The sequence below is a fragment of the Brevibacterium sp. 1718 genome, from assembly GCF_051131255.1.
Taxonomy (GTDB): Bacteria; Actinomycetota; Actinomycetes; order Actinomycetales; family Brevibacteriaceae; genus Brevibacterium; species Brevibacterium sediminis.
The window spans coordinates 2,093,347-2,119,927 of record NZ_CP186550.1; the positions used below are offsets into that span (position 1 = coordinate 2,093,347).

Annotated in this window: 25 protein-coding genes; 7 read left to right on the top strand and 18 right to left on the bottom strand. The window is 64.8% G+C overall.

Annotated features, from left to right (window positions below):
- Positions 1-123: 123 nt before the first annotated feature.
- Complete coding sequence (locus ACOZ9V_RS09425; RefSeq protein WP_181270499.1) at positions 124-447, bottom strand: hypothetical protein; 324 nt, start codon at positions 445-447, stop codon at positions 124-126.
- 56 nt (positions 448-503) lie between these two features.
- On the opposite strand from ACOZ9V_RS09425, the gene ACOZ9V_RS09430 reads away from it, so the two are divergent.
- Together ACOZ9V_RS09430 and ACOZ9V_RS09435 are read left to right on the top strand one after the other, a co-directional pair.
- The gene (locus ACOZ9V_RS09430; RefSeq protein ID WP_139467221.1) at positions 504-1,268 is read left to right on the top strand and encodes a glycerophosphodiester phosphodiesterase family protein; all 765 of its coding nucleotides are present in this window, start codon (positions 504-506) and stop codon (positions 1,266-1,268) included.
- Between the two features lie 111 nt (positions 1,269-1,379).
- Positions 1,380-1,721, top strand: a complete 342-nt coding sequence (locus tag ACOZ9V_RS09435; RefSeq protein WP_098731087.1) for an RNA polymerase-binding protein RbpA — start codon at positions 1,380-1,382, stop codon at positions 1,719-1,721.
- 127 nt (positions 1,722-1,848) lie between these two features.
- Here ACOZ9V_RS09435 and ACOZ9V_RS09440 read toward each other — a convergent pair whose 3' ends face one another.
- Both ACOZ9V_RS09440 and ACOZ9V_RS09445 read right to left on the bottom strand, forming a co-directional pair.
- Positions 1,849-2,607 (bottom strand): polyprenol monophosphomannose synthase, encoded by a 759-nt coding sequence (locus tag ACOZ9V_RS09440; protein ID WP_229663922.1) that lies wholly within the window; start codon positions 2,605-2,607, stop codon positions 1,849-1,851.
- 277 nt (positions 2,608-2,884) lie between these two features.
- Entirely contained in the window at positions 2,885-3,811 is a 927-nt protein-coding gene (locus tag ACOZ9V_RS09445; RefSeq protein ID WP_181270642.1) for a metal-dependent hydrolase, read from the bottom strand.
- A 76-nt stretch (positions 3,812-3,887) separates the two neighbouring features.
- Between ACOZ9V_RS09445 and ACOZ9V_RS09450 the strand changes: the two genes are divergently transcribed.
- Positions 3,888-5,591, top strand: a complete 1,704-nt coding sequence (locus ACOZ9V_RS09450; protein ID WP_434595310.1) for a 5'-3' exonuclease H3TH domain-containing protein — start codon at positions 3,888-3,890, stop codon at positions 5,589-5,591.
- A gap of 42 nt (positions 5,592-5,633) precedes the next feature.
- Positions 5,634-7,895: an accessory Sec system translocase SecA2 gene (gene secA2 / locus ACOZ9V_RS09455; RefSeq protein WP_139467224.1), complete on the top strand. Its 2,262-nt coding sequence runs from the start codon at positions 5,634-5,636 to the stop codon at positions 7,893-7,895.
- A 54-nt stretch (positions 7,896-7,949) separates the two neighbouring features.
- On the opposite strand, the gene ACOZ9V_RS09460 is transcribed toward secA2, so the two are convergent.
- From ACOZ9V_RS09460 to ACOZ9V_RS09480, 5 genes are all read right to left on the bottom strand, one after another.
- The gene (locus ACOZ9V_RS09460) at positions 7,950-10,670 is read right to left on the bottom strand and encodes a DEAD/DEAH box helicase (protein WP_139467225.1); all 2,721 of its coding nucleotides are present in this window, start codon (positions 10,668-10,670) and stop codon (positions 7,950-7,952) included.
- Positions 10,663-11,505, bottom strand: a complete 843-nt coding sequence (gene tatC / locus ACOZ9V_RS09465) for a twin-arginine translocase subunit TatC (protein WP_308423766.1) — start codon at positions 11,503-11,505, stop codon at positions 10,663-10,665. The genes ACOZ9V_RS09460 and tatC overlap by 8 nt, the downstream gene beginning before the upstream one ends.
- Entirely contained in the window at positions 11,502-11,783 is a 282-nt protein-coding gene (gene tatA / locus ACOZ9V_RS09470) for a Sec-independent protein translocase subunit TatA (protein ID WP_139467226.1), read from the bottom strand. The genes tatC and tatA overlap by 4 nt, the downstream gene beginning before the upstream one ends.
- Positions 11,784-11,869: 86 nt before the next feature.
- Positions 11,870-12,757, bottom strand: coding sequence for a WYL domain-containing protein (locus tag ACOZ9V_RS09475; RefSeq protein WP_139467227.1), 888 nt, complete (start codon positions 12,755-12,757; stop codon positions 11,870-11,872).
- Positions 12,741-13,763 (bottom strand): helix-turn-helix transcriptional regulator, encoded by a 1,023-nt coding sequence (locus ACOZ9V_RS09480; protein ID WP_434595316.1) that lies wholly within the window; start codon positions 13,761-13,763, stop codon positions 12,741-12,743. The genes ACOZ9V_RS09475 and ACOZ9V_RS09480 overlap by 17 nt, the downstream gene beginning before the upstream one ends.
- Positions 13,764-13,803: 40 nt before the next feature.
- Here ACOZ9V_RS09480 and ACOZ9V_RS09485 point away from each other — a divergent pair, with 40 nt between their 5' ends.
- Positions 13,804-14,937, top strand: a complete 1,134-nt coding sequence (locus ACOZ9V_RS09485) for a DUF3866 family protein (RefSeq protein ID WP_139467228.1) — start codon at positions 13,804-13,806, stop codon at positions 14,935-14,937.
- Between the two features lie 139 nt (positions 14,938-15,076).
- On the opposite strand, the gene ACOZ9V_RS09490 is transcribed toward ACOZ9V_RS09485, so the two are convergent.
- The 7 genes from ACOZ9V_RS09490 to dop all read right to left on the bottom strand — a co-directional run bounded on the left by ACOZ9V_RS09490 (position 15,077) and on the right by dop (position 21,174).
- Complete coding sequence (locus ACOZ9V_RS09490) at positions 15,077-15,451, bottom strand: FKBP-type peptidyl-prolyl cis-trans isomerase (protein WP_025778366.1); 375 nt, start codon at positions 15,449-15,451, stop codon at positions 15,077-15,079.
- Between the two features lie 42 nt (positions 15,452-15,493).
- Positions 15,494-16,450, bottom strand: coding sequence for an FKBP-type peptidyl-prolyl cis-trans isomerase (locus tag ACOZ9V_RS09495; RefSeq protein ID WP_229663925.1), 957 nt, complete (start codon positions 16,448-16,450; stop codon positions 15,494-15,496).
- A 64-nt stretch (positions 16,451-16,514) separates the two neighbouring features.
- A complete protein-coding gene (gene pafA / locus ACOZ9V_RS09500; RefSeq protein ID WP_139467229.1) occupies positions 16,515-17,918 on the bottom strand; it encodes a Pup--protein ligase in 1,404 nt (467 codons plus the stop codon).
- The gene (prcA, locus tag ACOZ9V_RS09505; protein WP_434595321.1) at positions 17,919-18,608 is read right to left on the bottom strand and encodes a proteasome subunit alpha; all 690 of its coding nucleotides are present in this window, start codon (positions 18,606-18,608) and stop codon (positions 17,919-17,921) included. It lies immediately after the preceding gene.
- Between the two features lie 34 nt (positions 18,609-18,642).
- Positions 18,643-19,440, bottom strand: coding sequence for a proteasome subunit beta (prcB, locus tag ACOZ9V_RS09510; protein WP_434595324.1), 798 nt, complete (start codon positions 19,438-19,440; stop codon positions 18,643-18,645).
- 1 nt (position 19,441) lies between these two features.
- The gene (locus ACOZ9V_RS09515; protein WP_025778371.1) at positions 19,442-19,633 is read right to left on the bottom strand and encodes a ubiquitin-like protein Pup; all 192 of its coding nucleotides are present in this window, start codon (positions 19,631-19,633) and stop codon (positions 19,442-19,444) included.
- 11 nt (positions 19,634-19,644) lie between these two features.
- The gene (gene dop / locus ACOZ9V_RS09520; protein ID WP_434595329.1) at positions 19,645-21,174 is read right to left on the bottom strand and encodes a depupylase/deamidase Dop; all 1,530 of its coding nucleotides are present in this window, start codon (positions 21,172-21,174) and stop codon (positions 19,645-19,647) included.
- 32 nt (positions 21,175-21,206) lie between these two features.
- Here dop and ACOZ9V_RS09525 point away from each other — a divergent pair, with 32 nt between their 5' ends.
- On the top strand, positions 21,207-21,611 hold the full coding sequence (locus tag ACOZ9V_RS09525; protein ID WP_139467233.1) for a DUF3054 domain-containing protein: 405 nt from the start codon (positions 21,207-21,209) through the stop codon (positions 21,609-21,611).
- A gap of 102 nt (positions 21,612-21,713) precedes the next feature.
- Here ACOZ9V_RS09525 and arc read toward each other — a convergent pair whose 3' ends face one another.
- The 3 genes from arc to ACOZ9V_RS09540 are packed head-to-tail and all read right to left on the bottom strand — an operon-like array spanning position 21,714 to position 25,642.
- Positions 21,714-23,366: a proteasome ATPase gene (gene arc / locus ACOZ9V_RS09530; RefSeq protein WP_139467234.1), complete on the bottom strand. Its 1,653-nt coding sequence runs from the start codon at positions 23,364-23,366 to the stop codon at positions 21,714-21,716.
- Positions 23,363-24,436, bottom strand: a complete 1,074-nt coding sequence (locus ACOZ9V_RS09535; RefSeq protein ID WP_434589474.1) for a tRNA (adenine-N1)-methyltransferase — start codon at positions 24,434-24,436, stop codon at positions 23,363-23,365. The genes arc and ACOZ9V_RS09535 overlap by 4 nt, the downstream gene beginning before the upstream one ends.
- A 45-nt stretch (positions 24,437-24,481) precedes the next feature.
- On the bottom strand, positions 24,482-25,642 hold the full coding sequence (locus ACOZ9V_RS09540) for a site-2 protease family protein (protein WP_434589476.1): 1,161 nt from the start codon (positions 25,640-25,642) through the stop codon (positions 24,482-24,484).
- A gap of 127 nt (positions 25,643-25,769) precedes the next feature.
- Here ACOZ9V_RS09540 and ACOZ9V_RS09545 point away from each other — a divergent pair, with 127 nt between their 5' ends.
- A complete protein-coding gene (locus ACOZ9V_RS09545; protein ID WP_434589479.1) occupies positions 25,770-26,579 on the top strand; it encodes a RecB family exonuclease in 810 nt (269 codons plus the stop codon).
- Positions 26,580-26,581: the final 2 nt, after the last annotated feature.

The window sequence follows — 26,581 nt, forward strand, 5'->3', positions numbered from 1 at the left end:
CGAAATGGTGTGCCACATGGATGAGAGTCTGCTCACTGAGTGCTTCGGTGAGAGTTGGTCAACCGCCGCCTCTCGAACGCGGTGCGCGAGCTGCGCAGATCCAGGCCGGTGGAGTCTGCCCGGTCAGCGGGACTTGCGTGTCACCAGCTTCCGGACACCTTCGGCTCCCGTCGTCACGGTCTCCTGCGCCCGGTCGAAGGCGCGTTCGACCTTGCCGCTGCGCACAGCATCATCGATCGCGTGCGAAACGCTTCCCAGTGCACGGTTGACCCCATTCTCGGTGGCTTCGATGAGGCGGGAGGTCGAGGCCGCCTCCCGCACGTTCTTCACACCGCTGCTCGCAACGCTGTAAGCGCGTCCGGCGGCCCGGCGGGCGCGTTCGGTCGGGGTCTTCGCGGTCGCGTCGATGACGTCGTCGGGTTCGATGGGTTCGCGGTGTGAGCTCATGGCTCCATCCTTGAACACAGCCTCGGCGAAATCAACACCCTGGTTAGGATTGGACCATGAATTCCCAGCGGGAGGTCATCGCGGACCCAGAGATCATCGCGCACCGAGGCGGCCTCTGGCCGGGGATGAGCGAAAACACCCTCGAGGCCTTCGCCGCTGCGGCGTCGGCCGGAGTCGAGTGGATGGAGACCGACGTCCACGCCTCCGCCGACGGAATCCTCTTCGCCGCACACGATGCCGACCTCAATCGCATCGCCGGGCTGGACCACACCATTCGGGAACTGCCGGCAGCCGAGCTCGACCGAGTCGAACTCCTCGCGGGCGGTCGACTCCCCCGCCTCGAGACGTTGGTGGAAGCACTGCCGGACGTGCGATGGAACATCGATGTCAAAGCCGCCCACAGCATCGGCCCGATGATCCGCTTCGTTCACAATTTCCATGCCGCCGACCGCATCCGCCTCGCTTCCTTCGATTCCGCAACGCTCCGACGGCTGCGCATAGCTCTGCCCGGTGTGCGGACGTCGACGGGGACGACGGAGACCGCCCTCTTCGCCCTCGGCCGACTGCCGGGAATTCCCGACCACGGGGTTGCTCCCCTCCCGCCCGGAGCCGACGCCCTCCAGGTTCCGGTGTCGTTCAGACGGGTCCCTGTGGTGACTGCCGACTTCGTCGACCGGGCTCACCGGTCAGGTCTGCTCGTCCACGTCTGGACGATCAACGACGAGGCGACGATGCGGTCGCTGCTCGACCTCGGAGTCGACGGGATCGTCACCGATGATGTCGAGCTCGGCCTCGACGTGCTGGCCAGCCGACGCGGCTGAGTCGAGATTCCGGTCGAGGAATGGATCACTCCCGGTCGGCGAGGAATATCCGAGCACGGTAGACTGTTACATTGCGTCCAAGGTGTGCAGTCGAGTCGGAAGGTCTTAGATATGAGCGAACGCAGTCTCCGCGGAACACAGTTGGGCTCGCGCAGCCTCGAAACCGAGGAGGGCGTCGAGCCGGCACCCCGCCAGATGGTCGAATTCGAATGCGAAGACGGAACCCGCTTCAAGGTGCCGTTCTCCATCGAAGCCGAAGTCCCCTCAACCTGGGATTCGGGAATCCACGGCATCGGCGTCCGCGTCGGAGTCAACGAACCCGATGGCGAGCCCGTCAAGCATGTGCGTTCCCACTGGGACATGCTCCTGGAACGCCGATCCTTCGACGAACTCCAGGTGCTCCTCGACGAGCGCCTCGCAATCCGTCGCGGTGAGGTTCCGGCCCAGAGCTGATATAACCACAACAAGAGCACACAAGGGGTGCAGGTCAACCGACCTGCACCCCTTATTGCTACCTGACGGCGGTCCAGCAACCTCGCGCGAGGTTGCTGGACCGCCGTCAGGTAGCAAGAGGGGGAATTTAGGTGGTGGGGGTGGAACGGGTCAGCAGGCGGCGCAGCTGACTGCGGCGGCGGGTCAGGCCCCAACTCGCAACCTTCGTGAACGCCTCGGAGATGATCGAGCCGCTCATCTTCGATTCACCGAGCTCGCGTTCGACGAAGACGATGGGCACCTCGGCGACGCGGAAGCCGGCTTCGACGGTGCGGTAGGTCATGTCGATCTGGAAGCAGTATCCCTGCGACTGCACACCGGAGAGATCGAGTGCCTCGAGCACAGCGCGGTTGTACGCGCGGAAACCGGCGGTCGCATCTTTGACTCCCAGACCCATGACAGCGTTGACGTAGACGTTCGCGCCGCGGGAGAGGAAGTATCTCGACTTCGGCCAATCGACGATCTCGCCGCCGGGCACCCACCGTGAGCCGATGATGAGGTCCCCTCGTCCTTCTCCCGCGGCGTCGAGCAGCTGCCCCAGGTCGAGGGAACGGTGAGAACCGTCAGCATCGAACTCGCAGATGATCTCGTAGTCGCGTTCCAATGCCCATTCGAATCCAGCGATATAGGCCATTCCGAGCCCTGACTTCTCGCTGCGGTGGAGGACGTTGATGCGGGGGTCCTTCTCAGCCTGCTCATCGGCCCACTCGCCGGTTCCATCGGGAGAGCCGTCGTCGACGATGAGGACGTCGACTTCGGGCTGCTGTTCGAACAGTCCGGCCAATGTCACGGGGAGGGCGAGACGTTCGTTGAAAGTGGGGATGACGACAAGAATCTTGGAAAGCACGGACTCCACGATACGCGGAAGTCGCCCCAGACAATGAGTCGACACCCCCGCCTTCGGACCACGCTGCCGCAGCAGCGAGTTATCTATTGACGGGAGTGCCGACTCCATCCCACGTCAAGCGGAATGTTCACGTCGAATCTAGTGGCCGCCGGAGACTTTGCAAAATCGCTGTGACCTGGGCTGATGGCTGAAACTGCAGGTCAGAGGCTTAGTTGAAAAACCGGAATTTTCAGTCCATCGGCGTGTCGGCTGGACAGGCCGAAGCATCGGTTTCAGATCAGAGTTCCACCCGGGTGGGCAGCGCCACATCGGGAGACAGTTCGGGCAGCCCAGGCGTTCCCGACCGCGGGTCGGTGCTCCAGGCTGCGACGCGCGGGTCGGCGACCTGGACGACGAGCCGGTCGACCTTCCAGCGCACGAAATCGGCATCGGCACCGGGGGCGAGCACTCCGCCTTCGGGATTACCGGCCGCGCGGTGGGCGAAGCGGGTGGCAGCGTTGAAGGCCGCACGAGCGCCGATTCCTCCGTCGCCGACAACGGCATCCCGCACTCCTGCCCAGGGAGAGGTCTGGGAATGGCTGAAGGACACCTGCGCTCCGGCGGCGAGCAGCTGAGCCAAGGGCTGCGGGCGAGCAGGGTCGAGGGTGATGGCGATTCCGCTGCGGCCGAGGGCTTGAACCTGATCGTCCGGAACGGAGAAGTCCAGGCGCAGACGGTACCCGTGGCGTTGGGCATGAGCGGCATCGGCTCGCAGGGTCTCGAGCACCTCGGTGAGCTGGGCGTCCGAGGCGACGAGGATGAAGAGGCTCAGTGCCGGCAGCTCCTCGAGTCCGAGCAGGTCAGCGGCGGTGATCGAGGCGCGACGGGACCCAACGGAACCGGAGTCCAGCTGCGGGTAGTCGACGATCGACAGTGCCTCAGGAGTGTCGGCGGCGAACCGGGCGACCGCCTCGGCGGTGCCGATCGCGTGCACATGGGTGAAACCCTGTGCGTACAGGTCGGCTGCCGACGGGGCCGAGTCGTCCACGATCAGCCCGGCATGGACGAATCCCGGGGTGAGGAAGCCCTCACCGAGGTCGATCGCCTCCGGGTCCAGAGCCTTGGCCGCTTCATCGGAACCGATGAACGAGACCTTCCCGTCCTCATATCCCAACGCCGTCGCAAACGGATCGACACTGCTGTAAACATCTCCACCAAAGTACATAGTCACAGCCGACAGGCTACACCGTCGGCCGTTGCGGCTACACCTGTGTCAGGAGGGTCGGGTATCGTCACCTGATGTGAAGCCCTTGGTTCTGCTCGATACTCCAGCCCTGTACTACCGCGCCTTCTATTCGGTGCCGGATTCGATCGTCAATGCCGACGGTCACCCGGTCAACGCCGTTCGAGGGGTGCTCGACACCGTCGCGCAGATGGTGCGCCGGTTCGACACCGATCGTGTGATCGCGACGATGGACGCGGATTGGCGTCCGGCCTTCCGCACCGCGATCATGCCCGAGTACAAGGCGGCACGCGTCAAGGACGAAGAAGCCGGCACGGAGATCCCACCTGAGCTGGCCGTGCAGCTGCCGATCATGAACCGCGTCCTCACAGCCGCGGGGATTCCCATCGCCGAGGTGGCCGGGACCGAAGCCGATGACGTCATCGCCACGATGGCTGCCCAGTCGAAAACCCCTGTGATCATCGTCTCCCCCGACCGCGATCTGTTGGCTCTGCTCGACTCGTCCGCCGAAGTCAGCGTACTGCGCCCCCGGAAAGGCGGCGAGTGGGAAGCCCTGGCACAGACCGACCTTCCGACCGCCTACGGAGTGCCCGACGGCGCCCGCTATCGCGAGCTCGCCGCTCTGCGCGGCGATCCGTCCGACGGGCTTCCCGGAGCACCCGGTATCGGGGAGAAGACCGCCGCGACGCTGCTGGAGAACTTCGGCTCCCTCGAATCGATCGTCAAGGCCGCCAAGGCCGGGGTGAAGACCGGCGGGCTCAGTCCGAAGCGAGCCGCAACGATCATCGAGGTCGAGGAGAGTCTCTACAAGACTCTGGAGGTCATGCGCTGCCTGACCGACGTCGAGCACGGCATCGACCTCGACCGCGTCCCGAACAGCTTCGACCGCGCCGGGGTCGAAGCTGCGGCCGAGGGGCAGAACATCCGCCGCTCCGTCGACAATCTCACCAGTGCTCTCGAATCCGTGTCGGGGACCGCCGGTGCGGCTTCCGCACACTCCGCGGCACCTGGGAGCACAGCGACAGCGTCCCTGCCATCCAAGTCTGCCGTGTCAGCTGAGTCAACAGTACGGAACGGGACCGACGGTTCGTGGGCTCAGTCGCGGCTCGTCGGCTTCGACCTCGAGACCACCGGAGTCGAACCGGCCACCGCCCGAATCGTCACCGCCGCCTTCGTCGACTCGGCGGATCAGGTGCGCACGTGGCTGGCCGATCCGGGGATCGAGATCCCCGAATCGGCGCGGGCGGTCCACGGCATCACCACCGAATTCGCTCAGGCCAACGGAGCCGCCGCCACCCAGGTCATCAGCGAGCTGTGCGCAGAATTCGCCGCACTGAGAGAAGAAGGCGCCGTCGTCGTCGGACACAACGTCGTCTACGACCTCAGTGTGATGGCCGCCGAGGTGGCCCGCCACCGCCCGGACATCGATTTCCCCTCGATCATCCCGACGATCGTCGACACCTTCGTCGTCGACAAGCACATCGATCCCTACCGCAAGGGCAAACGGACGCTCATCGAGACGGCGAAGACCTACCGCGTCGAACTCCTCGACGCCCATGATGCTGCCGCCGACGCTCTGGCCGCTCTGGACATTTCCCGAGCATTGGCCGAAAAGTCGACGGAAATCTGGGCGATGAGCAACGATGAGATCATGGCCGCACAAGCCGATTGGAAGCGCTCACAGGCGGCAGGGCTGCAGGCCTGGCTGCGGAAGAAGGGCAACGCCGAGGCCGTCGTCGACGGTTCGTGGCCCATGTCCTGAACGCTAGACTCGACATCGACGTACAAACGACGAAGGACGACAATGGGATTCTTTTCTCGCCTGCTCAACCGCCCCGGCTCTCATGCGGAGAAGACGACAGGTTGGTTCGAGCGCGCCGTCGACGATCTGGACGCGGCCGGGCGCGAATTCTCCGAGCTCAGCGATGCCGAAATCACGGAGGCCGCCGGCGAGGTCTTCGGCTCGGGCACACAGCAGCAGACTCTCATCCGCTACTGCGCTCTGGCGCGCGAAGCTGGTGAGCGGGTGCTGGACGAACGCGCCTATGACACACAGCTTCGCGGACTCGTCGGGCTGCTGCAGGGCAGCATCGTCCAGATGGCCACCGGTGAGGGCAAGACTCTCGTCGGTGCGCTGGCCGCAGCCGGCTACGCACTGCAGGGGCGACGCGTGCACGTCGTCAGCGTCAACGACTACCTCGCCGTCCGTGACCGCAACTGGATGAAGCCCCTGTTCGACCTCCTCGGGGTGAAGTCAGCCGCGATCTCCGGCGCGCAGGGCGACGACGAACGCCGTGAAGCCTACCGCTCCGAGGTCGTCTACGCCTCGGTCACCGAGGTCGGCTTCGATGTCCTCCGTGACCGGTTCCTCACCGAGGATGCCGATCAGCGGGTTCCCGAACGCGATGTCGTCATCGTCGATGAGGCCGACTCCGTGCTCATCGACGAGGCGCGTGTGCCGCTCGTCCTCGCCGGTTCTTCCAGTGTCCAGGACACCGACGCCGCGATCGCAGCGCTCGTGTCCCGGCTCAGCCCTGACACCGACTATGAGGTCAGCGCCGACAGGCACGCCGTCTCACTCACCGACGCCGGAGTCGACCGGGTCGAGGAGGAACTCGACGTCGAACTCTTCGGAGAGGACTCCGAGACGCTCGCCGCCGTCAATCTGGCACTCCACGCCCGAGCGCTGGTCAGACGCGACGTCGACTATCTCGTCGTCGATGGACGGATCAAACTCATCTCCTCGTCCCGAGGTCGCGTCGCCGAACTTCAGCGCTGGCCGGACGGACTCCAAGCCGCGGTCGAAGCCAAGGAGAGCCTCGACGCCACCGACAGCGGTGAGATCCTCGACCAGATGACGGTCGAAGAGCTCATCCACGGATATCAGACCGTCTGCGGAATGACCGGCACCGCCCTGGCCGTCGGGGACGATCTGCGCGAATTCTATGGGCTGGAGATCGTGCCCATCGATACGCACCTGCCCGTGATCCGCGTCGACGAACCCGACCGCCTGTTCACCTATCAGGAGTCGAAGGAACGAGCGATCGTCGAAGAGGTCGCCGACCAGCATGCCCGCAGCCGTCCCGTTCTCATCGGCACCTCCTCGGTGGCCGAGAGCGAGTCGTTGGCCGAACGGCTGACCGAACGCGGAATCGACGTCGCCGTCCTCAACGCCAAGGACGATTCCCGGGAAGCAGAGATCATCGCGAAAGCAGGTGCACCTGGCGCGGTGACGGTGTCGACGCAGATGGCCGGACGCGGGACGGACATCCGACTGGCCGACGACGAGGTCGCTGACGCCGGGGGCCTCCTCGTCATCGGCGCCGGTCGCTATCCGTCATCGCGACTCGATGACCAGCTGCGCGGTCGCGCAGGTCGTCAGGGCGATCCCGGCACGTCCGTGTTCTTCACCAGCCTCGAAGACGAACTGGTCACCAGGGTTCCCGAGATCCAACGCTTCGTCTCCGAAGGTGATGAGACGGGTCTCATCGAATCCAAGCGCGCGCTCGGCCTCGTCGAACACGCTCAGCGCATCGCTGAGGGACAGAACACCGCACTGCATCGTGACACCTGGCGCTTCAACGAGCTCATGGCCAAACAGCGCGAGCTCGTCCTTGAGCGCCGAGCCGAGATCCGCAAGGACGACGAGCCCGTCGAGCAGCTGCGCAAGGAGCTCGGCGACCGTGCCGATGAGATCGCGCAGGACCACTCCGAGGAGCTGCTGGACTCGGTGCTGCGAGAGGTCATGCTCTTCCACCTCGACGCGCGTTGGGTTGATCACCTCGCCTTCCTCAACGATCTGCGTGAGGGCATCCACCTGCGCACATTCGCCAGGGAGAAGCCGCACGAGGCGTTCAACACCGAGTCGATTCGGGTCTTCTCATCGTTCTGGTCCGATGTCATCGACGATTCGAAGTCGACGATCGAGGAAGCGACGATCACCGATGAGGGAATCGACCTCGAGTCGCACGGACTCAAACGCCCGTCGTCGACGTGGACCTACCTGACGACGGAGAACGCGTTCGGCTCCGATATCGAGAACATCGTGAAGAAGGTCCGCCGCTGAGACGAAGACGATGCGTCTGCGCTCCCCCGGCGGAGAGCGCAGACGCGGTGACGCTCAGGAGTCGGCGACGACTCCGCGACGAATGGCTTCGATGGTGCGACGAACGCGCACTGCGGTCTCCGCGTCGATGACCTCCGCGACCTGACCGAGCAGATCGAGGCTCTGCTTGGCCCATCTGACGAAGTCACCGGCGGCGATATCGCTGCCCCGCAGTGATTCCGACAGGGTTCTGCCTTCTGTCCACCGGTACATCGGTCTGATCAGCCCACGGTCCGGTTCGTCAGTCGTGGTCAGAGCATGCTGTTCTTCGAGGTGGAAGAGCCGACGCCAGATCGTCTCCGATTCGTCGCAGACAGCCTTGAGGTCGGGGCTCGGAGCCCGATGTGCGGTCAGGGTGTCCCTGCGCGACTGGAAGACGAAGATCGATGCGAAGGCCGCAAGTTCCGGCTCATTGAGTCTGTCCCACAATCCGGCGCGGATCGTCAGTGCCACCAGGAGATCCCGTTCGCCGTAGATCCGACGCAGCATAGTCGAGTGCTCGGGATCGAACCCGAGCCCGCGCAGCACATCCTGGACTCGGTCGAACACCAGAGCGATCGAGGTGGTGCGGCCTTCGATCCGGGCGATGAGCGAATCGTTCTCCCGGATGAGTTTGTCCGCACGGTTGGCCCACCGGGCGTGGAGTTCCCGGTCCGGGCAGTCGTGACAGGGATGTGCCCGCATCTGCGCTTGGAGCTCGGCGACAGTGGTGCTCTCCCCCTGATGCTCTCGGGTCGATTCCCAATGGGCTTCCGCATCGACCCTGCCGTCGGCAACGGCGGATTCGAGGATGGACAGCAGCTGCCTGCGGTCGCCTGCCTGCCGGTGGTTGAACTTCTTCGGTACTCGGACGCGCCCTTGAGAGGCGACGGGTTCGGTCACCTCGTGGGGTCGCAGATGCCACACCTTGCCCTGCTCTGTGAGGACGGTGGGCAGTCGTGAGACACCGTCCTTGTTGCTCATCGGAGAGATGATGACTGCGCGTCCGCCGACCCGTTTGGCCGGCATCGTCACGACATCGCCGATCTTGAGAGCGGTGAGGGATTCGACGATGTCGCGCTGCCTGTTCCGCGACTTCGTCCGGGTCTCCTGCTTCTGCGTATCCGAGATCGCCCGGCGCAGTCCGGCGTATTCGGAGAAGTCACCGAGGTCGCAGTGCATGGACTTCTCGTACGCCTCGATCGTGGCTTCGTTCTTGCGCACCTTCCGGGCCAGGCCGACGACGGCCTTATCGGCCTGGAACTGGGCGAAGGAGGTCTCGAGCACCTTGGCTGCCTCGTCCGAACTCATTCGCGACAGCAGATTCGCGGTCATGTTGTAGGTCGGCCCGAACGCCGAATTCAGTGCGTAGGAACGGTTCGAGGCCAAGGCTGCCAGCTCGCTGACCTCGATGGTCGGGTGCCAGACCACGACCGAATGGCCGATGCGGTCGATTCCGCGGCGACCGGCTCGTCCGGTCAGCTGGGTGTATTCCCCCGGGGTGATCATCACATGTGCTTCGCCGTTGAACTTCACGAGCTTTTCGAGCACGACGGTGCGCGCAGGCATGTTGATGCCCAGCGCCAGCGTCTCCGTGGCGAAGACGACCTTGATGATTCCCTGCGAGAACAGCTCCTCGACGAGCTGTTTGAACTGCGGGATCATCCCCGCATGGTGCGCAGCAACTCCGAGCAGCAGACCCTCACGGAAGGTGTGATAGCCGAGGATGCCGAGGTCTTCGTCGGCGAGATCGTCGCGCAGCGACTCGAGGGCGGCATTGACGATCGTCTTCTCCTCCCGAGAGTTCAGATCGGTGCCCGTGCTCAGATACTGTTCGACGGCTTCATCGCAGCCATTGCGGGAGAAGATGAACATGATCGCCGGGAGCATGGCCGCCTCGGCGAGAGATGCCACCACCTGAGTGCGGCTGGGACGGCGGAATCGGGCACGGGTGGCACGTGCGCGCTTCGACCGCGGTCCCCCGTGTGTCCGAGTGGCGTGGTTGAGTGCCGGATCGATGCGGTCGGAATCGCTGTGCGTGAACAGGTCGTACATCCGGTGGCCGACCAGGACGTGATTGACCAGCGGCACCGGCCGGTGGCTCGTGGACACGATCGTCGTCGGTCCCCGGACTTCACGCAGCCAGGCCCCGAACTCCTCCACATTCGACACCGTCGCCGACAGAGACACCATCTGCACTCGGTCCGGCAGGTGGATGATGACCTCTTCCCACACCGGTCCGCGGAATCGGTCGGCGAGGTAGTGGACTTCGTCGAGGACGACGAAGCCGAGGTCCGAGAGACCAGACACGTCGTTGTAGAGCATATTGCGCAGCACTTCGGTGGTCATCACGATGATCGGCGCATCGCGGCGGATCGATGTGTCGCCGGTGAGCAGCCCGACGTTCTCCGCCCCGTGGACCTCTGCGAGGTCATTGAACTTCTGATTGCTCAGCGCCTTGATCGGGGTCGTGTAGAAGACCCGTTTGCCCTCGCCGCGGGCCAATTCCACAGCGAACTCCGCGATGAGCGTCTTGCCGGCACCGGTCGGCGCTGTGACCAGCACGTCCTCGCCGTCCTGCAGATGACTGCAGGCTTCGATCTGGAAGTCATCGAGGGCGAACTCGGTGCGCTCCATGAACTGTCCCAAGGGAGTGCGGGCGAATTCCGCACGCTCCTTGAAGTCGGCATAGGCGGCCGAGGGGCTCAGCGGTTCATCGGCAGAAGCGTCGGTCGAAAGCGGCGTAGGGTCAGTCATTCTTCTCTTCGTCGGTCAGTTCATCCTCGTCGACCCACAGGCCCTGCGCGATGAGGCGCTTCTTACGTCGGCGATCATTGAAGACACAGATCACCCACGCCAGACAGAACAAGGTCATCATGGGGATGACGAGGAAGAACATGGACATGGCGTCCGGAGTCGGGGTGGCGATCGCGGCGAACAGGAAGACGAGCATGACGATGATGCGCCACGATTTCTTGATCCTCTCCGCCGACAGGATTCCGAGCATGTTGAGTCCCACCATGAGCACGGGAAGGACGAACGCAAGTCCGAAGACGACGATGATGATCATCACGAAGCTCAGATAGTCCTGTGCCGGGATGATGTTCGTGCCGCCCTCGGGGGTGAACGAGGTCAGTGCCTTCACCGCATTGGGCAGAGCGAAGAACGCCATGGTCGACCCGGCCAGGAACAGCGGAATCGCTGCCCCGAGGAAACCGAGGGAGTACAGCTTCTCCTTGCGCTTCAGTCCCGGGACGATGAAGGCCCAGACCTCATAGAGCCAGATGGGGCAGGAGAGGAAGAGACCGATGAAGAACGAGAGTTTGATCTTCAGGTCGAAGGGAGAGGCGACTCCGGCGAAGTTGATCTCGGCCATCCGTCCGCCGTTGTCACGGATCGTCCGGATCGGCTCTTGGAGGATGTCGAGGACAGGGTCGTAGAGGAACCAGCCTGCCACCGCGCCCAGAGCGATGGCGATGGCGGAGATGATGACGCGATTGCGCAACTCGACGAGGTGCCCGACGACGGGCATCTTCTTCTCAGGATTGCTCTTCCGTGATCGAGATGGCTTCCGCTGGCTGTTCTCTTTCACTTCTCGTGAGACTGCGGGTCCTGCTTCTCTCGCCGCGACTCCTCGGTACCAGTGGTTTCACCGGTGGCCGTGGTGGAATCGGTCGAGGAGTTCTGGTTGAGCGCTCCCGGCTCGGTGGTCTTGCCGGATTCGTCGTCGTCGCGCAGGTCCTTGACTTCGGACTTGAAGATCTTCATCGACTGTCCCAGGCTTCGGGCCAGCTGCGGCAGTTTGGGTGCGCCGAAGATGATCACGATGATGAGGATCACGATCGCGATCTGCACGAAACTTGGTCTCATGGGGAGCTCCTTGGATTGTTGATGCTGTGGATGATTCTACGCGCTGCGGCTGAGCCTTTCATCCACATCCGGGCGCGGTCTTCGTCTCAGCCGAGCCTGCGCAGGGCGGCCGCAACGGCTTCGGTGTCGTCGATCTCGGTGATGACATCGGCATGGCAGAGCAGGAACCGGCTGAGCCAATCCACCGAATGCACGAGCAGGCGGATGCGTACGCTCGTGTCACCGCCGTCGAGGTACTCGCGATTCGTCACGTCGAGTTCATCTGCCAGCCATGCTCCCGCGGCCCCGAGACCGAGGGTGACTTCGTAAGAGCTCGTCGTCGACTCACTGACCGACATCGGCGGATGCGCTGCCGGTTCCCAGGAACGGATGCGCCCCAGGGCGAAGCGGCGGGGTGCTCCGGCCGAGTAGCACCAGGCATCGACGTACCAGTCAGCACCAGGTACGAGCCGGGTCGGGGCGATGGTCCGGGTCGTGAGTTCGTCGCGGGAGCCGACGTAGTAGTCGATGCTCATCGCCGTGCCTTCTTCGACAGCCTGTCGCAGTGCGGTCAGCAGCTCTTCGTCGGCATCGATGGGGCTGACGTCGACGGCGGTGCGCAGGTTCTCTCCTGCCGCCACACGCAGTTTGGATGCTGCTGTGGCCACGGCTTCGGAATCGAGTCCGGGCAGGGAAGAGAGCATATCGAGCGCGAGCACGAGGACGCCGGCTTCCTCGGCGCTGAGCCGCACGGGCACGGAGACCTCTTCGGCGTTGGAGATGAATATCTGCCCGCCTTCCCAGGAGGCGTCGATGAGATCATCGGGCATATGTCCGGGTCGACCTGTGACGAAGAGCAGCTGCAGATCGTCGATGAGGGTGTCGGAGTCGATGCCGAAATAGGCGGCGGTCTCTTCGAGGTCCGCTCCCGGATGCGCGTCGAGGTAGGGCACGAGGCTGAGCAGCCGGGTGAGGCGTTCACGCGCTGAGGACACTGGTGCCTCCCAAGCGGTTGAGCGAGTCCCGAATCGTTTCGCGTCGGCGGTCGACGGCACGCACGAGGTCGGGCGGATCGACCACGTCGACGGCGTCCCCGAAGCCGACGATCTCAGCGGCGAGGCCCTCGACATCGGAATACCCGATGATCACGTCGTCTCCGTCGCTGCGGATCTGTCGACGGCGCAGCGGATCGGCCCGGTGCGCACGGATGCGCATCGTCGCCTCGGCGACGACGGCCATCTCGGAACTCGACTGCAGCGCCAGCTGCGGGGAGAAGTCCTCGGGAATCTCATAGTCGCCGGGTTCACGGCCGCTGAGCTTCGCGATCCCTCCCTCAACACGGGAGAGCCGGAAGGTGCGGCGAGCTTCGCGATCGAGATCGAAGCCGAAGAGGTAGACGCGGTCACCGCGGCTGAGCAGCGCATAGGGTTCCAGACGCACTTTCCTCACGCTCTGGCCGGGTTTGTGGTAGCGGAAGCCGACGGCTTCGCGGGCGTTGATGTGGTGAAGGGCCGTGGCGAAGTTCGCGCTGGCCAGCCGGTGCGCGGCGGTGCCCGGGTCGACGCTTCCCGGTCCGGCGGCGGACTGGCCGAGGTCGATGCCGAGAGCACGCAGCTTCGTCAGCGCCTGAGCCGAGGACTCCCCGAGTTCGGTCTCCGCCCAGAACGCGGCGGCCACGGTCACGGCAGCCACCTCGGCGGGGGTGAGATCGACGTCGCCCATCGCATAGTCGGCGGTGGAGATCCGATACCCCGTCTCCCCCGCATCGCCATAGGCATCGTGTTCGGCCCGGGTGGCGATGGTGATGCCCATGTGCCGCAGCAGCTCTTTGTCGCGAGAGAATTTGCGATCGAAGGCGACCTCGTCGAGTCCGGAATAGCCGTCGATGGCGCTCATCAGCGTCTTGCGCGACACCCAGCCGCGGGAAGCGCGCAGGGCGATCAGCAGATTCATCAGACGTTCGGTCTGCTGTCTCTGTCTGCTGGTGCGGGGTGTATTCACGATTCCACCGTAACCTAAGCCGGGCGATAGTCTTGGGACCATGATTCATTGGCGCAAAGGAATCGTCGCAGCGATTCGCTCCACCCGGCCAGGATACACAGAGGTCGAGGTCGAACTGGACGAGGCCGTGCCCGGCACCGATGTGAGATCCATCCGAGCGGTCGCCTACACCGATGCCGTCGGGCAACCGCAGAACCGGGACACCGTCATCGTCAATGTCTCGGCTCTTGCGAAGCGCCTGGGCACCGGTGGCTTCGGTCTCATCGTCGCCCTACCCGATGCGCTGCCGGCAGATCCCCCGGACGGCCCCGGTCATCTGGTCAAGGACCGCTATTCGCCGTTGCAGACGATGGTCCTCGGCGTCGACGATCAGGAGTCGCAGCATCATTCCACCCTCGCCGAGGCGGACAGCCTCGGTGGCATGCCGGTGGTCGTGGCCGATCTGCATTCGGCTCTGCCCGCGGTACTTGCCGGCATTCGCGCCGTCGACCCGTCGTTGTCGGTGGCTTATGTGCTCAGTGATGGTGCGGCTCTGCCGGCCCCGTTCTCTCAGGCCGTCGCCGGACTCAAGGACGCCGGCTGGCTTCAGGGCGTGATCAGCACAGGTCAGGCCTGGGGCGGAGATCTCGAAGCGGTGACCATCCACACGGGACTGCTCGCGGCCAAACACGTGATGGGTGCCGATATCACCATCGTCGCTCAGGGGCCAGGGAACCTGGGCACCGGCACGAAGTACGGCTATTCGGGACTGGTCACCGGAGAGCACCTCAATGCCGCCGCTCTGCTCGGCGGGCATCCGATCGGTCTGCTGCGGATGTCGAACGCCGATGCCCGCGGCCGCCATTTCGGTATCTCCCATCATTCGCTGACGCCCTTGAGTGAGATCGCACGACCGGGGATGACCGTACCGGTGCCCGATTTCTCCACCCTCACCGAGGCGGAACGAGCCGAGATGGACCCGGATCCCGGTGTCGTCGCCGAAACTGTGGCCGAGCAGCTGCATCGACTCCGGAAGCATGATCTCGTCGACATCGATCTGATGGGGCTGTGGGAAGCGCTGCGCACCTCACCTGTGGGTCTGTCGACAATGGGCAGGAAGCTGCCCGCCGATGCTGCGTCGTTCCTCGCAGCGGCCGCCGCTGGACGCTGCGCCGCCGGGCTCGCGCGCCGCTGACCGCGTCGAACACAGGTCAGCGCCTGATCTCCTCAGAATCCCCCTCCGCGTCGGCGAAGACAGATGTGGCCGGGTTCCGAAGAACCCGGCCACAGCCGTCTCAGTCAGGATCAGCGTGTGCTGATGATCCGGCTGAGTCTCAGCGCACGTTCTCGAGGTCGCAGACGAAGATCAGCGACTCTCCGGGTTGGATGACTCCGCCTGCGCCCTGATCGCCGTACGCCAGGTGCGGTGGGATCTGCAGGGTGCGGCGTCCGCCGACCTTCATGCCCTGGATGCCCTGGTCCCAGCCGGAGATGACCATTCCGGATCCGAGGCGGAACTCCAGCGGGGTGCCGCGGTTGTACGAGGCGTCGAATTCCTCGCCCGTGGAATGGGCGACTCCGACGTAGTGCACGCTCACGGTGTCGCCGGGTCCCGCCTCGGCGCCGGTGCCGATCACATCATCGGTGATGATGAGCTCGGTCGGGGCGTCCCCGCCGGGGAAATCGACTTCGGGCTTCTGCTTGCTCATGTGTTCCTCCTGGTGTCGGTTCTGTTGAGATATCGGACGTTCTCAGCCCTGGGCCGAGAGGATGTCGACGACGAAGATCAGGGTCGCATCACCTGGGATGGACGGTTCGCTGCCCTGTTTGCCATACCCCTTGTCCGGCGGGACGACGAGGACGACCTGGTCGCCGACCTTCTTGCCGACGAGCCCCTCGTTCCAGCCGTCGATGACCTGGGCCTCGCCGACCGGGGCGACGACGAAGGGCTGTCCGTCCTTCTTCCAGTTCGAGTCGAAGGTCTTCGATGTGTCGTCCCAGAGCCAGCCGGAGTACTTCACGGCGACGCTCTGGCCCTTCTTGACCTCGTCGCCTTTGCCTTCGATCGTCGTGTACGACTCGAGCTCGGTCGGCTTCTTGCCCTTCGGCTTCGAGATCGATGGGGCGCCGTCGTCGCCCCACTTCACGGTCACAGGGTTGTCCGACTGATCGGCCTTCTTCCCCTCGGCGCGAGTCAGCGGCTTCTTCGTGTCCTCGATGTCGATGACGTAGACGAGCGTCTGCGACGCCTCCCCCTGCTGGGCGCTGCCGTTGAGCGACATCATCACGCGGGAACCGACCTTGACGTCGATGAGTGCGTTGTAGAGGTCTTCGGAGATCTGGGACTTGTCCATGGGGAATCCGGCGGCGGAGTCCGAATCGTAGCTGGATTCGACGGTCTTGCCGGTCGTCCCGGAGACCAGCGTCATCTGTGCCGTGACCTGCTCGCCGTCGGCGACCTTGTCGCCGGTGCCCTCTTTGAGCACCTTCTTCTCGGTCTTGTCCATGACCAGCGGTGCTTCGAAGCTGACCTTGGGCTTCTTCCCCATCTTGCCGTCGACGGTGATGTCGTCGAGGCTGGTCGACTTCGCGTCCTGAGCGGCCACCGACGGCGGAGGCGTGGTCGAGTCCTCTGACTCATCACCCTGCCCGCAGGCCGAGAGCAGCAACAGGCCCGCCGCGATGGCGCTGAGCACTTTGGTGCGCACTGGTTTCCTTTCGTCACGCCGAGGCCGCGCCCGGGTAGGGGCTCGACCGAATCACAGGGCGATCTTACAGGCCCGCGATGAGTGTTTCCGCCTGCGGGTGAGTCGTGGCGAACGGGTCCTTGAGTGCGACGGCTCGACCGGATTCGTCGTTGAGGCGCAGGTGCACCCAGTCGACGGTGTAGTCGCGACGGGCCGCATGGGCTGCGCGGACGAATTCGCCGCGGATCGCCGCCCGTGTGCTCGCTGGCGGTACGTCCTTCGATCGTTCGGCTGCCTCGGCGGGGACGAGACTCTTCGCCATTCCCGCGGCCTCGAGCTTGGGAAACAGCCCCGTCGCGGGCGTGATGTCGTGGAAGGCGATGTCGAGTCGGTGGATGCGCGGATCGGCGATATCCGTGATTCCGCGCTGCAGCGACCGTTCGATGAGGGTGCGTTTCATCACCCAGTCGATCTCCGTGTCCACGGTCGAGAAGTCCTGCGATTCGACGGCGGTGAGCATCCGCGTCCACAGGTCGATGACGTAGTGGGCCAGATCATCATCGCCGAGGCTGTGCTCCCCGGACTCCACGATCCGCTGTGCCCGATCCCGGTAGTCGCCGAGCAGTCCCAGCGGAGTCGTCGTGGTTCCGTCGGTGCGTTCGAGCACGACCCGTCCCGTGAGATCACGGGCGACGAGCCTGATATCGCGCACCGGGTGGCGCAGCCCGTTCTCCGGGATCCGTGCGCCCTGTTCGATGAGGTCGAGCATGAGGACTGCGGATCCGATCTTCAGCGCCGAGGTGGCCGTCGACATCGAGGAATCACCGACGATGACGTGCAGCCGCCGGTACTTCTCCGCATCGGCGTGCGGTTCGTCGCGGGCGTTGATGATCGGACGCGACCGTGTCGTCGCCGATGACAGTCCTTCCCACATGACGTCGGACCGAGCTGAGAGGCCGAACATCATCTCCGAGCGGTCGGCTTCCTCATCGGGGGTGAAGGCCGAACGGCGCGGGATCACGGCTCCGGCACCGACGAGCAGCTGACGCGAGACGAGGAAGGGCAGCAGGACCGTGGTCAGCCGGTTGAAGTCGAGGGTACGGCGGATGAGGAAGTTCTCGTGGGACCCGTAGGAGTTGCCTGCCGCGTCCGTATTGTTCTTGACCATGTGCACGCGTCCGCCGATGCCATCGACTTCTAGCGCGGTTTGGGCCTTGTCCAGCAGGTCGATCATCAGACCTTCGCCGGCTCGGTCCTGGGAGAGCAGGTCCCCGAGATCATCGCATTCGGCGGTCGCATACTCCGGATGGGATCCGACGTCGAGGTAGAGGCGCGACCCGTTGGGCAGGAACACGTTCGACGACCGGCCCCATTCGACGACAGGACGGAAGAGATACCGGGCGATCTCCTCGGGGCCGATGCGACGTCCGTCGGGGTCGGCGGTGTGGGCGAGTCCGTATTCGGTTTCGAGCCCGTAGATGCGTGCCATTCAGTCCTCCCGCAGTGCGCTCATCGCCGCGTCGTCGAGGCGGCGGAAGGTCCGCTGCTTCGTCGTCGTGCGGTCGAGGACGGCTGCCTCGAGTGCGTCGGTGGCCAGGATCGCCTGGGTCGCGGCTCCCAGTGCGGTCACACCGTGGTTGAATACTTCGCGCAGAGACATCTGCGAGCTGCGCACCCCGGCCAGGGATGCCGTGATCGCATCGGCCTGACCGCCGATGGCCACATGTTCGGTCTCGTCGATGACGGATCCGTCGTAGCTGAGCCGGTAGAGCTGGTCGGTCTCCGGTGTGAGTCCGAGTTCGGCGACGACGAGTTCGACCTCGAACGGCTTCGACTCGGTGGTGAAGACGCCGGCCAGCGTCTGTGCGTACGCGTTCGTCAGTCCGCGGGCGGTGACGTCGGTGCGGTCGTAGGAGTATCCGCGCAGGTCGGCGTAGCGGACTCCGGCTTGGCGCAGGGTCTCGAATTCGTTGTACTTGCCGACGGCGGCGAAGCCGATGCGGTCGTAGATCTCAGCGATCTTGTGCAGCGTCGGTGACGGGTTCTCCGCCAGCAGCAGGATGCCTGTGTCGAAGCGCATGACGACGACGGATCGGCCGCGGGCGATGCCCTTGCGGGCGAAGTCGGCCCGGTCCTTCATCAGCTGTTCGGGTGAGACGTAGAACGGTGCCTGACTCATCGACGGTCCTTTCGCGGTAACGGTGCCGCAGTCATCACCGGGCGGTGGCCGTGCGGCGGGCGACGACCTCGGTGGCGGTGTCCAAGACGGTGGCCGAATCGACCTCGGTGACCCCGTTCTCGAGGTCGACGGTGAAGACCGTCGGGGCGATCTGCCGGACGAAATCCGGTCCGCCCGTCGCCGAGTCGTCGTCGGAGGCGTCGAAGAGGGCTTCGACGGCAACCCCAATCGCCTGCTCGTGGTCGAGGTCGGCCCGCCACAGCTTCTTCAGCGCCCCGCGGGCGAAACCGGAACCGGAGCCGATGGAGTGGAATCGGTGCTCTTCGTACTTTCCGCCGGTGACGTCGAAGCTGAAGATCTGACCCTGCGGTTTGGATTCGTCGACTCCGGCGAACAGCGGGACGACGGTGAGTCCCTGCATCGCCAGCCCGAGGTTTCCGCGCAGCATCGCAGCCAAGCGGTTGGCTTTGCCGTTGAGCGAGAGACGGGCGCCTTCGATCTTCTCGTAGTGTTCGAGTTCGAGTTGGAAGAGCCGGATGAGGTCGAGTGCGACCCCGGCAGTGCCGGCGATGCCGATGACGGAGTAGTCGTCGGCGGCTTTGACCTTCTCCATCGAGTGCGAGGCGATGAGGTTGCCGATCGTCGCTCTCCGGTCACCGGCCATGAGGATGCCCGAGGCGGTGCGGAAGCAGATGATCGTCGTGCCTTCCGGGGACTGTTCGGCCAGATCCCGCACACCGGGGTGCGGCAGCGCTTCGGGCGCCGAGGAGCGGGCGAGTTCGACGAACGAATTGCTCGTCGAACTCAAGAATGCAGGAGGGAATCCTGCCATCTCATTGGCCGCCCTTCTGCACGAAGTTCTTGACGAACTCCTCCGCGTTCGACTCGAGCACACCGTCGATCTCGTCGAGGATGGAATCGACGTTCTGAGTGTTGATCTGTCCCTGCACGGCCTCCGGCGGATCGACGGGGGCGTCTCCCCCACCGGACGATTTGTCTCTCTGGACCTGTTCCTGCGAGCTCATCTCACACTCCTTCAGTCGTTCTTCGAACTCAGTCTATCCACTCCGAGTGCCTTGAGCAGGCCCTCGGCGGTCTCGATTCCCTCCACCCGATCGGCAAGCAGCTCACGGGTGCCTTTGAGCGGTTCGTGCATGGGCAGACGCACCACACCGAGGGCTCCCGCGTTGACCACGAGCGAATCCCAGCTGGCGGCGACCAGATCCTCGCCGAGGCGGCTGACCGCCACGGAGCGCAGGAACGCGCGGGTCCCGTCTGGAGCGTTGACCACGGCGGCTTCGACCTCGGCGTCGGTGGTCATCCGACGGATGCGGCCAGCTCGTTCGAGCTTGTGGAACAGCCCCTTCTCCGGGCGCACATCGTGGTACTGGACGTCGATGAGAGCCAGCTTCGGATGGTCCCAGTCGATTCCCTCACGAGAACGGTAGCTCTCGAGCAGCACCCATTTGGCGACCCAGTCGATGGAGTCGGCCAGGGTCGTCGGGTCGGTCGAGAGCCCATCGAGGAATCGACGCCATTCGGCGAGCACCTCGGCAGTTTCGGCATCCTCGGCATCGGCGTGTTCGAGGCACGCGGAGTAGAAGGCTTCTTGAATCTCCAATGCCGTTGTCGTCGTACCGTCGCTCAGCGCCAGCGGAGCCCTGAGGGTGAGGTCGTGGCTGACGTCCCACAGTGCCTGCAGGGCATCTGCGAGTTCGATCTGCGGTGCCAGCCCGGCCTCGATGAGTCCGAGGACGAGGGAGGTCGAACCGAAGCGGACGAACGTCGCAGGCTCCGCCAGGGTGGCGTCGCCGATGATCACGTGCAGCCGGCGGTATTTCGCGGGATCGGCATGTGGTTCGTCCCGGGTGTTGACGATGGGACGGCGCAGGGTGGTCTCGAGCCCCACTTCGGCTTCGAAGAAGTCGGCGCGGGACGAGATCTGGAAGCCCTTGCCCTCGCCTTCGCGACCGATGCCGACCCGTCCGGATCCGCACAGGATCTGCCGGGTGACGAAGAACGGGACGAGGCCCGCGACGATGTCGTCGAAGTCCGTGGACCGGTCGACGAGGTAGTTCTCATGGGTTCCGTAGGAGGCTCCCTTGGAGTCCGTGTTGTTCTTGTACAGATTGACCGGTTCCGCGCTCTTCTCGAGGGTCCGCACCGATTCGAGGGCGACGAGGTCGCCGGCCCGGTCGAAGGTGACGATATCGCGTGGAGTGAGGACTTCCGGGGACGAGTACTCGGGATGAGCGTGGTCGACGTAGTAGCGGGCACCGTTCTCCGTGACGACGTTCGCCAGGTATTGGGCTTCGACGTCGTCCTGCGGGATATGGGTCAGCTGCGAGGAGTCGGCGTCGGCGATGTTCATGAAGAAGCCGCGGGCGTCGGCCAATGGAGACTCGGTGGCGAAGTCCCAGAAGTTCTGGGACGACTTCAGTCCGCGCGGCCCGGCATACGCGTCGACGACACGCGCCGAGTCCCGCATCGGGTTCGCTCGCGGATTGCCCGGCTGGCTGAGGCCGAACTCCGTCTCGGCTCCCATGACGCGCCTGACTCTGAGCATCTGATTCTCCTCCAAGGTCTAGACTCGGGGACGTGGCAACGAAGAAATCTCATCTCCCCATCGCACTGATCGTCGACCTCATCCTCGTGGTTCTGTTCACGATCGTCGGTCATTACACACATTCTCACAATTTCGATCCGCAGGGGCTGATGACCACAGCGTGGCCGTTCGTCGCAGCCCTCGTCATCGCCTGGCTGCTCACGGCCGTCTGGGATCGGCCGATCGCTCCGTTGGCCACGGGAACCGGGGTCTGGGCTATCACCGTCCTCGTCGGACTCGTCCTGCGCGGGGTCACCGGAGCCGGCGGCGATCCGGGGTCGGTGCCGGTGAGCTTTATGATCGTCGCGACGTCGCTCAATCTCATCACTCTGGTCGGTTGGCGTCTCATCGCCACGGCCGTCTCCGGGGGTTCGGGCCGCCGCAAGCGCAGCCGTTGAGCATCTTCCCCTTCGGCACTGTGCACGGCCGGTAACGAGACGAGCCCGCCGCTTCCGTCAGCTGACGGAAGCGGCGGGCTCGTCGTTCTTACCGGACCCTTCTCAGACGAGGTCCGAGTTGGGCCGCACCTCGGCGATGTCGGTCTCGTACGGCACTGTCGGGGCTCCCCTGGTCGTGTCGAGGTGCATCATCCGCAGATGAGTGACCCGTTCACCCTTGCGCCCGGAGATCCGTGCCCATTCGTCGGGGTTCGTCGTGTTCGGCAGGTCTTCGTGTTCGCTGAACTCTTCGGCGATCGCATCCTCGAAGTGGCCGGGGCGCAGGCCGCGCTCGCCGGTGTCGAGCAGCGATTTGATTGCCGCCTTCTTCGCGCGGTCGACGATGTTGTGGATCATCGCGCCGGAGGCGAAGGCCGAGAAGTGGAGGATTTCCTTCGACCCGTCGGCGTAGCTGACCTCGACGAATTCGTTCTCCGGAGTCTCTGCGAACATCCGTTCGACACAGCTGTCGATGAGTGCCGAGACCGCCTCGGCGGGGGTGTCGTGGCCGGCGAGCACGCTCGAATGCAGGGGCAGCTCTGCGGTGAGGTACTTCTCGAAGATGTCTCGGGCCGCTTCGGCGTCGGGGCGTTCGATGCGGATCTTCACATCCAGCCGGCCGGGGCGCAAGATCGCGGGGTCGATGAGGTCTTCTCGGTTCGACGCACCGATGACGATGACGTTGTCGAGCTGTTCGACTCCGTCGATCTCGGTGAGCAGCTGCGGCACGATCGTCGTCTCCACGTCCGACGACTTGCCGGTGCCGCGGGTGCGGAACAGTGATTCCATCTCGTCGAAGAACACCACGACGGGGAAGCCGGCCGACGCCTTCTCGCGTGCCCGGGCGAAGATCAGGCGCAGCTGACGTTCGGTTTCGCCGACGTACTTGTCGAGCAGCTCCGGACCTTTGATGTTGAGGAAGTAGGTCTTGCTCGTGCGGACCTTTCCGGTGCGGTCGGCCAGGGAGTTCGCCACGGCCTTTGCGATGAGCGTCTTTCCGCAGCCGGGAGGGCCGTAGAGCAGGATGCCCTTGGGCGGTTTGAGTCCGTGTTCGGTGTAGAGCTCGGGATGTTCGAAGGGCAGTTCGACGGCATCCTTGATCTGTTCGATCTGGTCGGCCAGTCCGCCGATGTCCTGGTAGGTGATGTCGGGGACTTCTTCGAGCAGCAGCGAGGAGACCTCGGGCTTCTCGACGACCTGCAGCGCGTAATGGGTCCGGGTGTCGACGATGACGGCATCGCCGACGCGCAGTCCTGCGTCGACGAGGCCGGCGGCGAGGGTGAAGACCTGCTCGTCATCGCCGGGAGCTCCGACGAGGATGCGCTGGGAGTCGACGAACTCACGGACGTTGACGACCGATCCCACGGGTGGGAACTCGCCGGTGCCGATGATGACGAGGCCTTCGGACAGGAGCACATCGGCTCCGGCTCGCAGCGTCTCGGGTTCGATTTCGGGGGCGACGGCCACGCGCATGCGTCGTCCGCCGACGATGACATCGGCGGTCACTGCGTTCTCGCCGAGCGCGATGAGTGTGCCCCAGTTGTTCGGCGGCTCGGTCAGGCGCCGAGCCTCTTCCTTGATCCGGTTCAGCTCATCACGGGCCGTGCGCAGAGTCTTCGACAGTGCTTCATTGCGTTTGCCCGCCGTGTAGAGCTGCTGGCGCAGGGACGCGGTGTCCTCGCGCAGCTTCTTCACTTCGGTCGTGGTCTCTGTCATCGATCCTCCTTCGGCCCTGTGCTGTTGCTGGTCGGGCTGTCTGTGACATCTGTGGGCTGCGCATCTGCGGAGCCCTCGGGCTCGGTGCGCAGGCGTCTGCCGGCATCTCGCATCACCCGGCGCAGCTTCTTGCCGTGCGCGGTGCGGGTGCCGATCGCCGCCTCGGTGACTTCGGGCTCCGTCCACGCCGCCACATCCTCCGCGGCCGCGGTGGCTCCCTGGGGGCGTTTCTTCTTCTCCAGCGGACTGATGCCGTCGGCCATTCGGCGGGCCATGATGAGGAACCCGGTGTGGGCGATCATCCGGTGGTCCGGCCGGACGGCGAGTCCGTCGACGTGCCAGCCGCGGACCATGGCCTCCATGGACTCGGGTTCGGCGAACTTGCCGGAAGCGCGCAGGGCTTCGACGAAGCGTGAGAGCTGCGGGACGGTGGCGACATACGCGATGACGATTCCACCGGGTGTCAGGGCTTCGCTGACGGCCTCGAGCGTGTTCCAGGGGGTGAGCATGTCGAGGACGACGCGGTCGACGCTGCCGGGCCCGAAGGTCTGCGGCAGAGTATCGGCAAGGTCGCCCACGGTGACGGACCAGTTGTCCGGTTCGCCGTCGAAGAAGTCGGCGATGTTTCCGGCCGCGATCGTGGCGAATTCCTCACGCAGTTCGAACGAGTGCACGGATCCCGTCGCGCCCACGGCGCGCAGCAGCGCCATCGACAGGGCTCCGGATCCGACGCCGGCTTCGACCACGGTGGCGCCGGGGAAGATATCGCCGAGGGTGACGATGAGTCCCGAATCCTTCGGGTAGACGACTGCGGCGCCGCGGGGCATGGAGAGCACGAAGTCCTCGTAGCGCGGGCGGAAGACCTGGAAGTCGACTCCCCCGGTGTTCGCAACGATGATTCCTTCTGTGCGCCCGATGATGTCGTCGTGGCTGATGAGGCCCTTGTTCGTGTGGAAGTGCTCACCCGGGGCGAGCACGAAGGTGTGCATCCGCCCCTTGGGGTCGGTGAGCTGGACCTTCTCTCCGCGGCTCAGAACGCGCGGGGGCCGGGAATGCAGTGGCTGAGTCATGATGAGTCCACTCTACGCTGGTGAGGATTGCCTCACACAACCGGCTCAGGCTGCGAGGAGTTCGTCGAAGAATTCCTGCAGGTCGATGACTCCGACCAGGGTGTTGCCGTCCATGACCAGGCTGAACTGCGCCTTGGGGCGGTGGGTGAGCGATTCGAGCAGGTGCGGGGCCGTGATGTCCTTCGGCACTCCGATCCACCCGGCCAGAGGGCGGGCGACCTCGCCGGCGGGAACCGCTTCGAGGGTTTCGGCGAGGCGACCGGCTGCGGCGTGCCGGTCGACGAGACCGTACGGCAGCCCCTTCTGGTCGAGGACGACGATGAGGGTGCGTTCCTTCGCATTCCCGAGCGTGTTCGCATAGTCGAGGGTGTCGGCCAGGTCGGCATCCCAGGTGGCGGCGATCGCGGGCTGGATGACCTGGGCGAGATCGTAGGTCTCCATCTTCCGGGCCCGCTTGGCGTGGGTGGCGGCATCTCCGGCGGAGAACCACAGCATGATCGCAATGAGCGACATCCAGGCCACGGTCAGCGGTTCCGGCCGATCACCGCGGAGCAGCGGGGTGATGACCGACCAGCCGATGAAGCCGACGGCAATGATCCGGCCGACCCAGCTGGCCACGATCGTGCCGAGGAACTGCGAACCGGTGATGCGCCACATGATCGCCTGCAGCGCCCAGCCGCCGTCGAGCGGAATGCCCGGCAGCAGGTTGATCGCACCGAGGGCGACGTTGGCGAAGGTGACGGCGATGAGCAGCAGCCACGGCACCGAGGTGGGGCTGGCGGCGCTGAGACACCACCATCCCAGCAGAGCGAGAACGATGTTGACGATGGGGCCGACGATGGAGATGACGAAGCTCGTCATCGCCGCTTTGTCGCGCGGGTTGTCCATCTGCGGCTCGAAGCGGGTGAACCCACCCCAGATGTTCAGCTCGATCGCGGCGACCTTCTGCCCGTAGAACTGGCCGGCGACTCCGTGCGCGAGTTCGTGGAGGAACACGGAGGCGAAGAGGAGCACCGCATAGGCGAAGGCGACGAACCACGCCCCGATCCCCAGATCCGGGCGGACCTGGTTGAGCCACGGGGTGAAGAGGATGGTGATCACGATGGCGGCGAGGAACCACGACCACGCCAGAATCACCGGAGCGCCGAGGACAGTGCCCAAGCGCAGACCCGATGACGCACCGGGGTGGTGGTTTTTCGCGGCCATTGAAGGGGGTCCTCCGGTCGATGTCGTGGTCAGCTGACCACTGAGGGTCGGTTACTCAGCCTAACAGCGACGACGCACTCATCGCTGGTCGCCACGTCGTGTCCGTGCAGGTCGTTACAGTGGAGTTATGGCCGAGCTCACCAGTCTGTCGCCCTCCCGGGCCAACGACTTCATCCAATGCCCTCTGAAGTTCCGTTTCCGCAGCATCGACAAGCTGCCGGAGCCGCCTTCTCAGGCGGCGTTCCGCGGCACTGTGGTCCATGCGGTGCTCGAGAAGCTGTTCACCGCGCCGGCGGCCGAGCGCACGGCGGAGCTCGCACAGACGATGCTCATGCCGGCGTGGGAGGAGCTTGTCGAGAAGGACCCGGATGTGCTCGAGATCTTCGAGGGCGAATCGGAGAAGGAGACGTTCTTCACATCGGCGCGTCGGCTCATCGATTCCTACTTCGTGCTCGAGTATCCCGAGCATCTCGAACCGGAGGAGACGGAGAAGTTCGTCCGCACCACACTGGACAGCGGTCTCGAGCTGCGCGGGTTCATCGACCGCGTCGACGTCGCCCCGGGTGGGGAGCGGCGCCTCGTCGACTACAAGACGGGCAAGCAGCCGAAACCTCAGTACGGACGAGAGGCCAAGTTCCAGATGGGCTTCTACGCTCTCGTCGTCTACCGGCTCTCGGGCGAGCTCGTCCACACCCTGCAGCTGATGTACCTGGGTTCGCGCAGCGTGCTGAAGTCTCATCCGACGATGGCGGAGGTCGAACAGACCCAGTTCGAGATCGATGCCATCTGGAAGGACATCATCGCCTCGGCCGAGTCGGACCGGTGGCGGCCGAAGAAGTCACCGCTGTGCAATTGGTGCACGTTCAAGCCGCTGTGCCCGGCGTGGGGCAACACTGCTCCCCCGACTCCGGAGATCACGAAGATCGTGGGAGCGTAGAG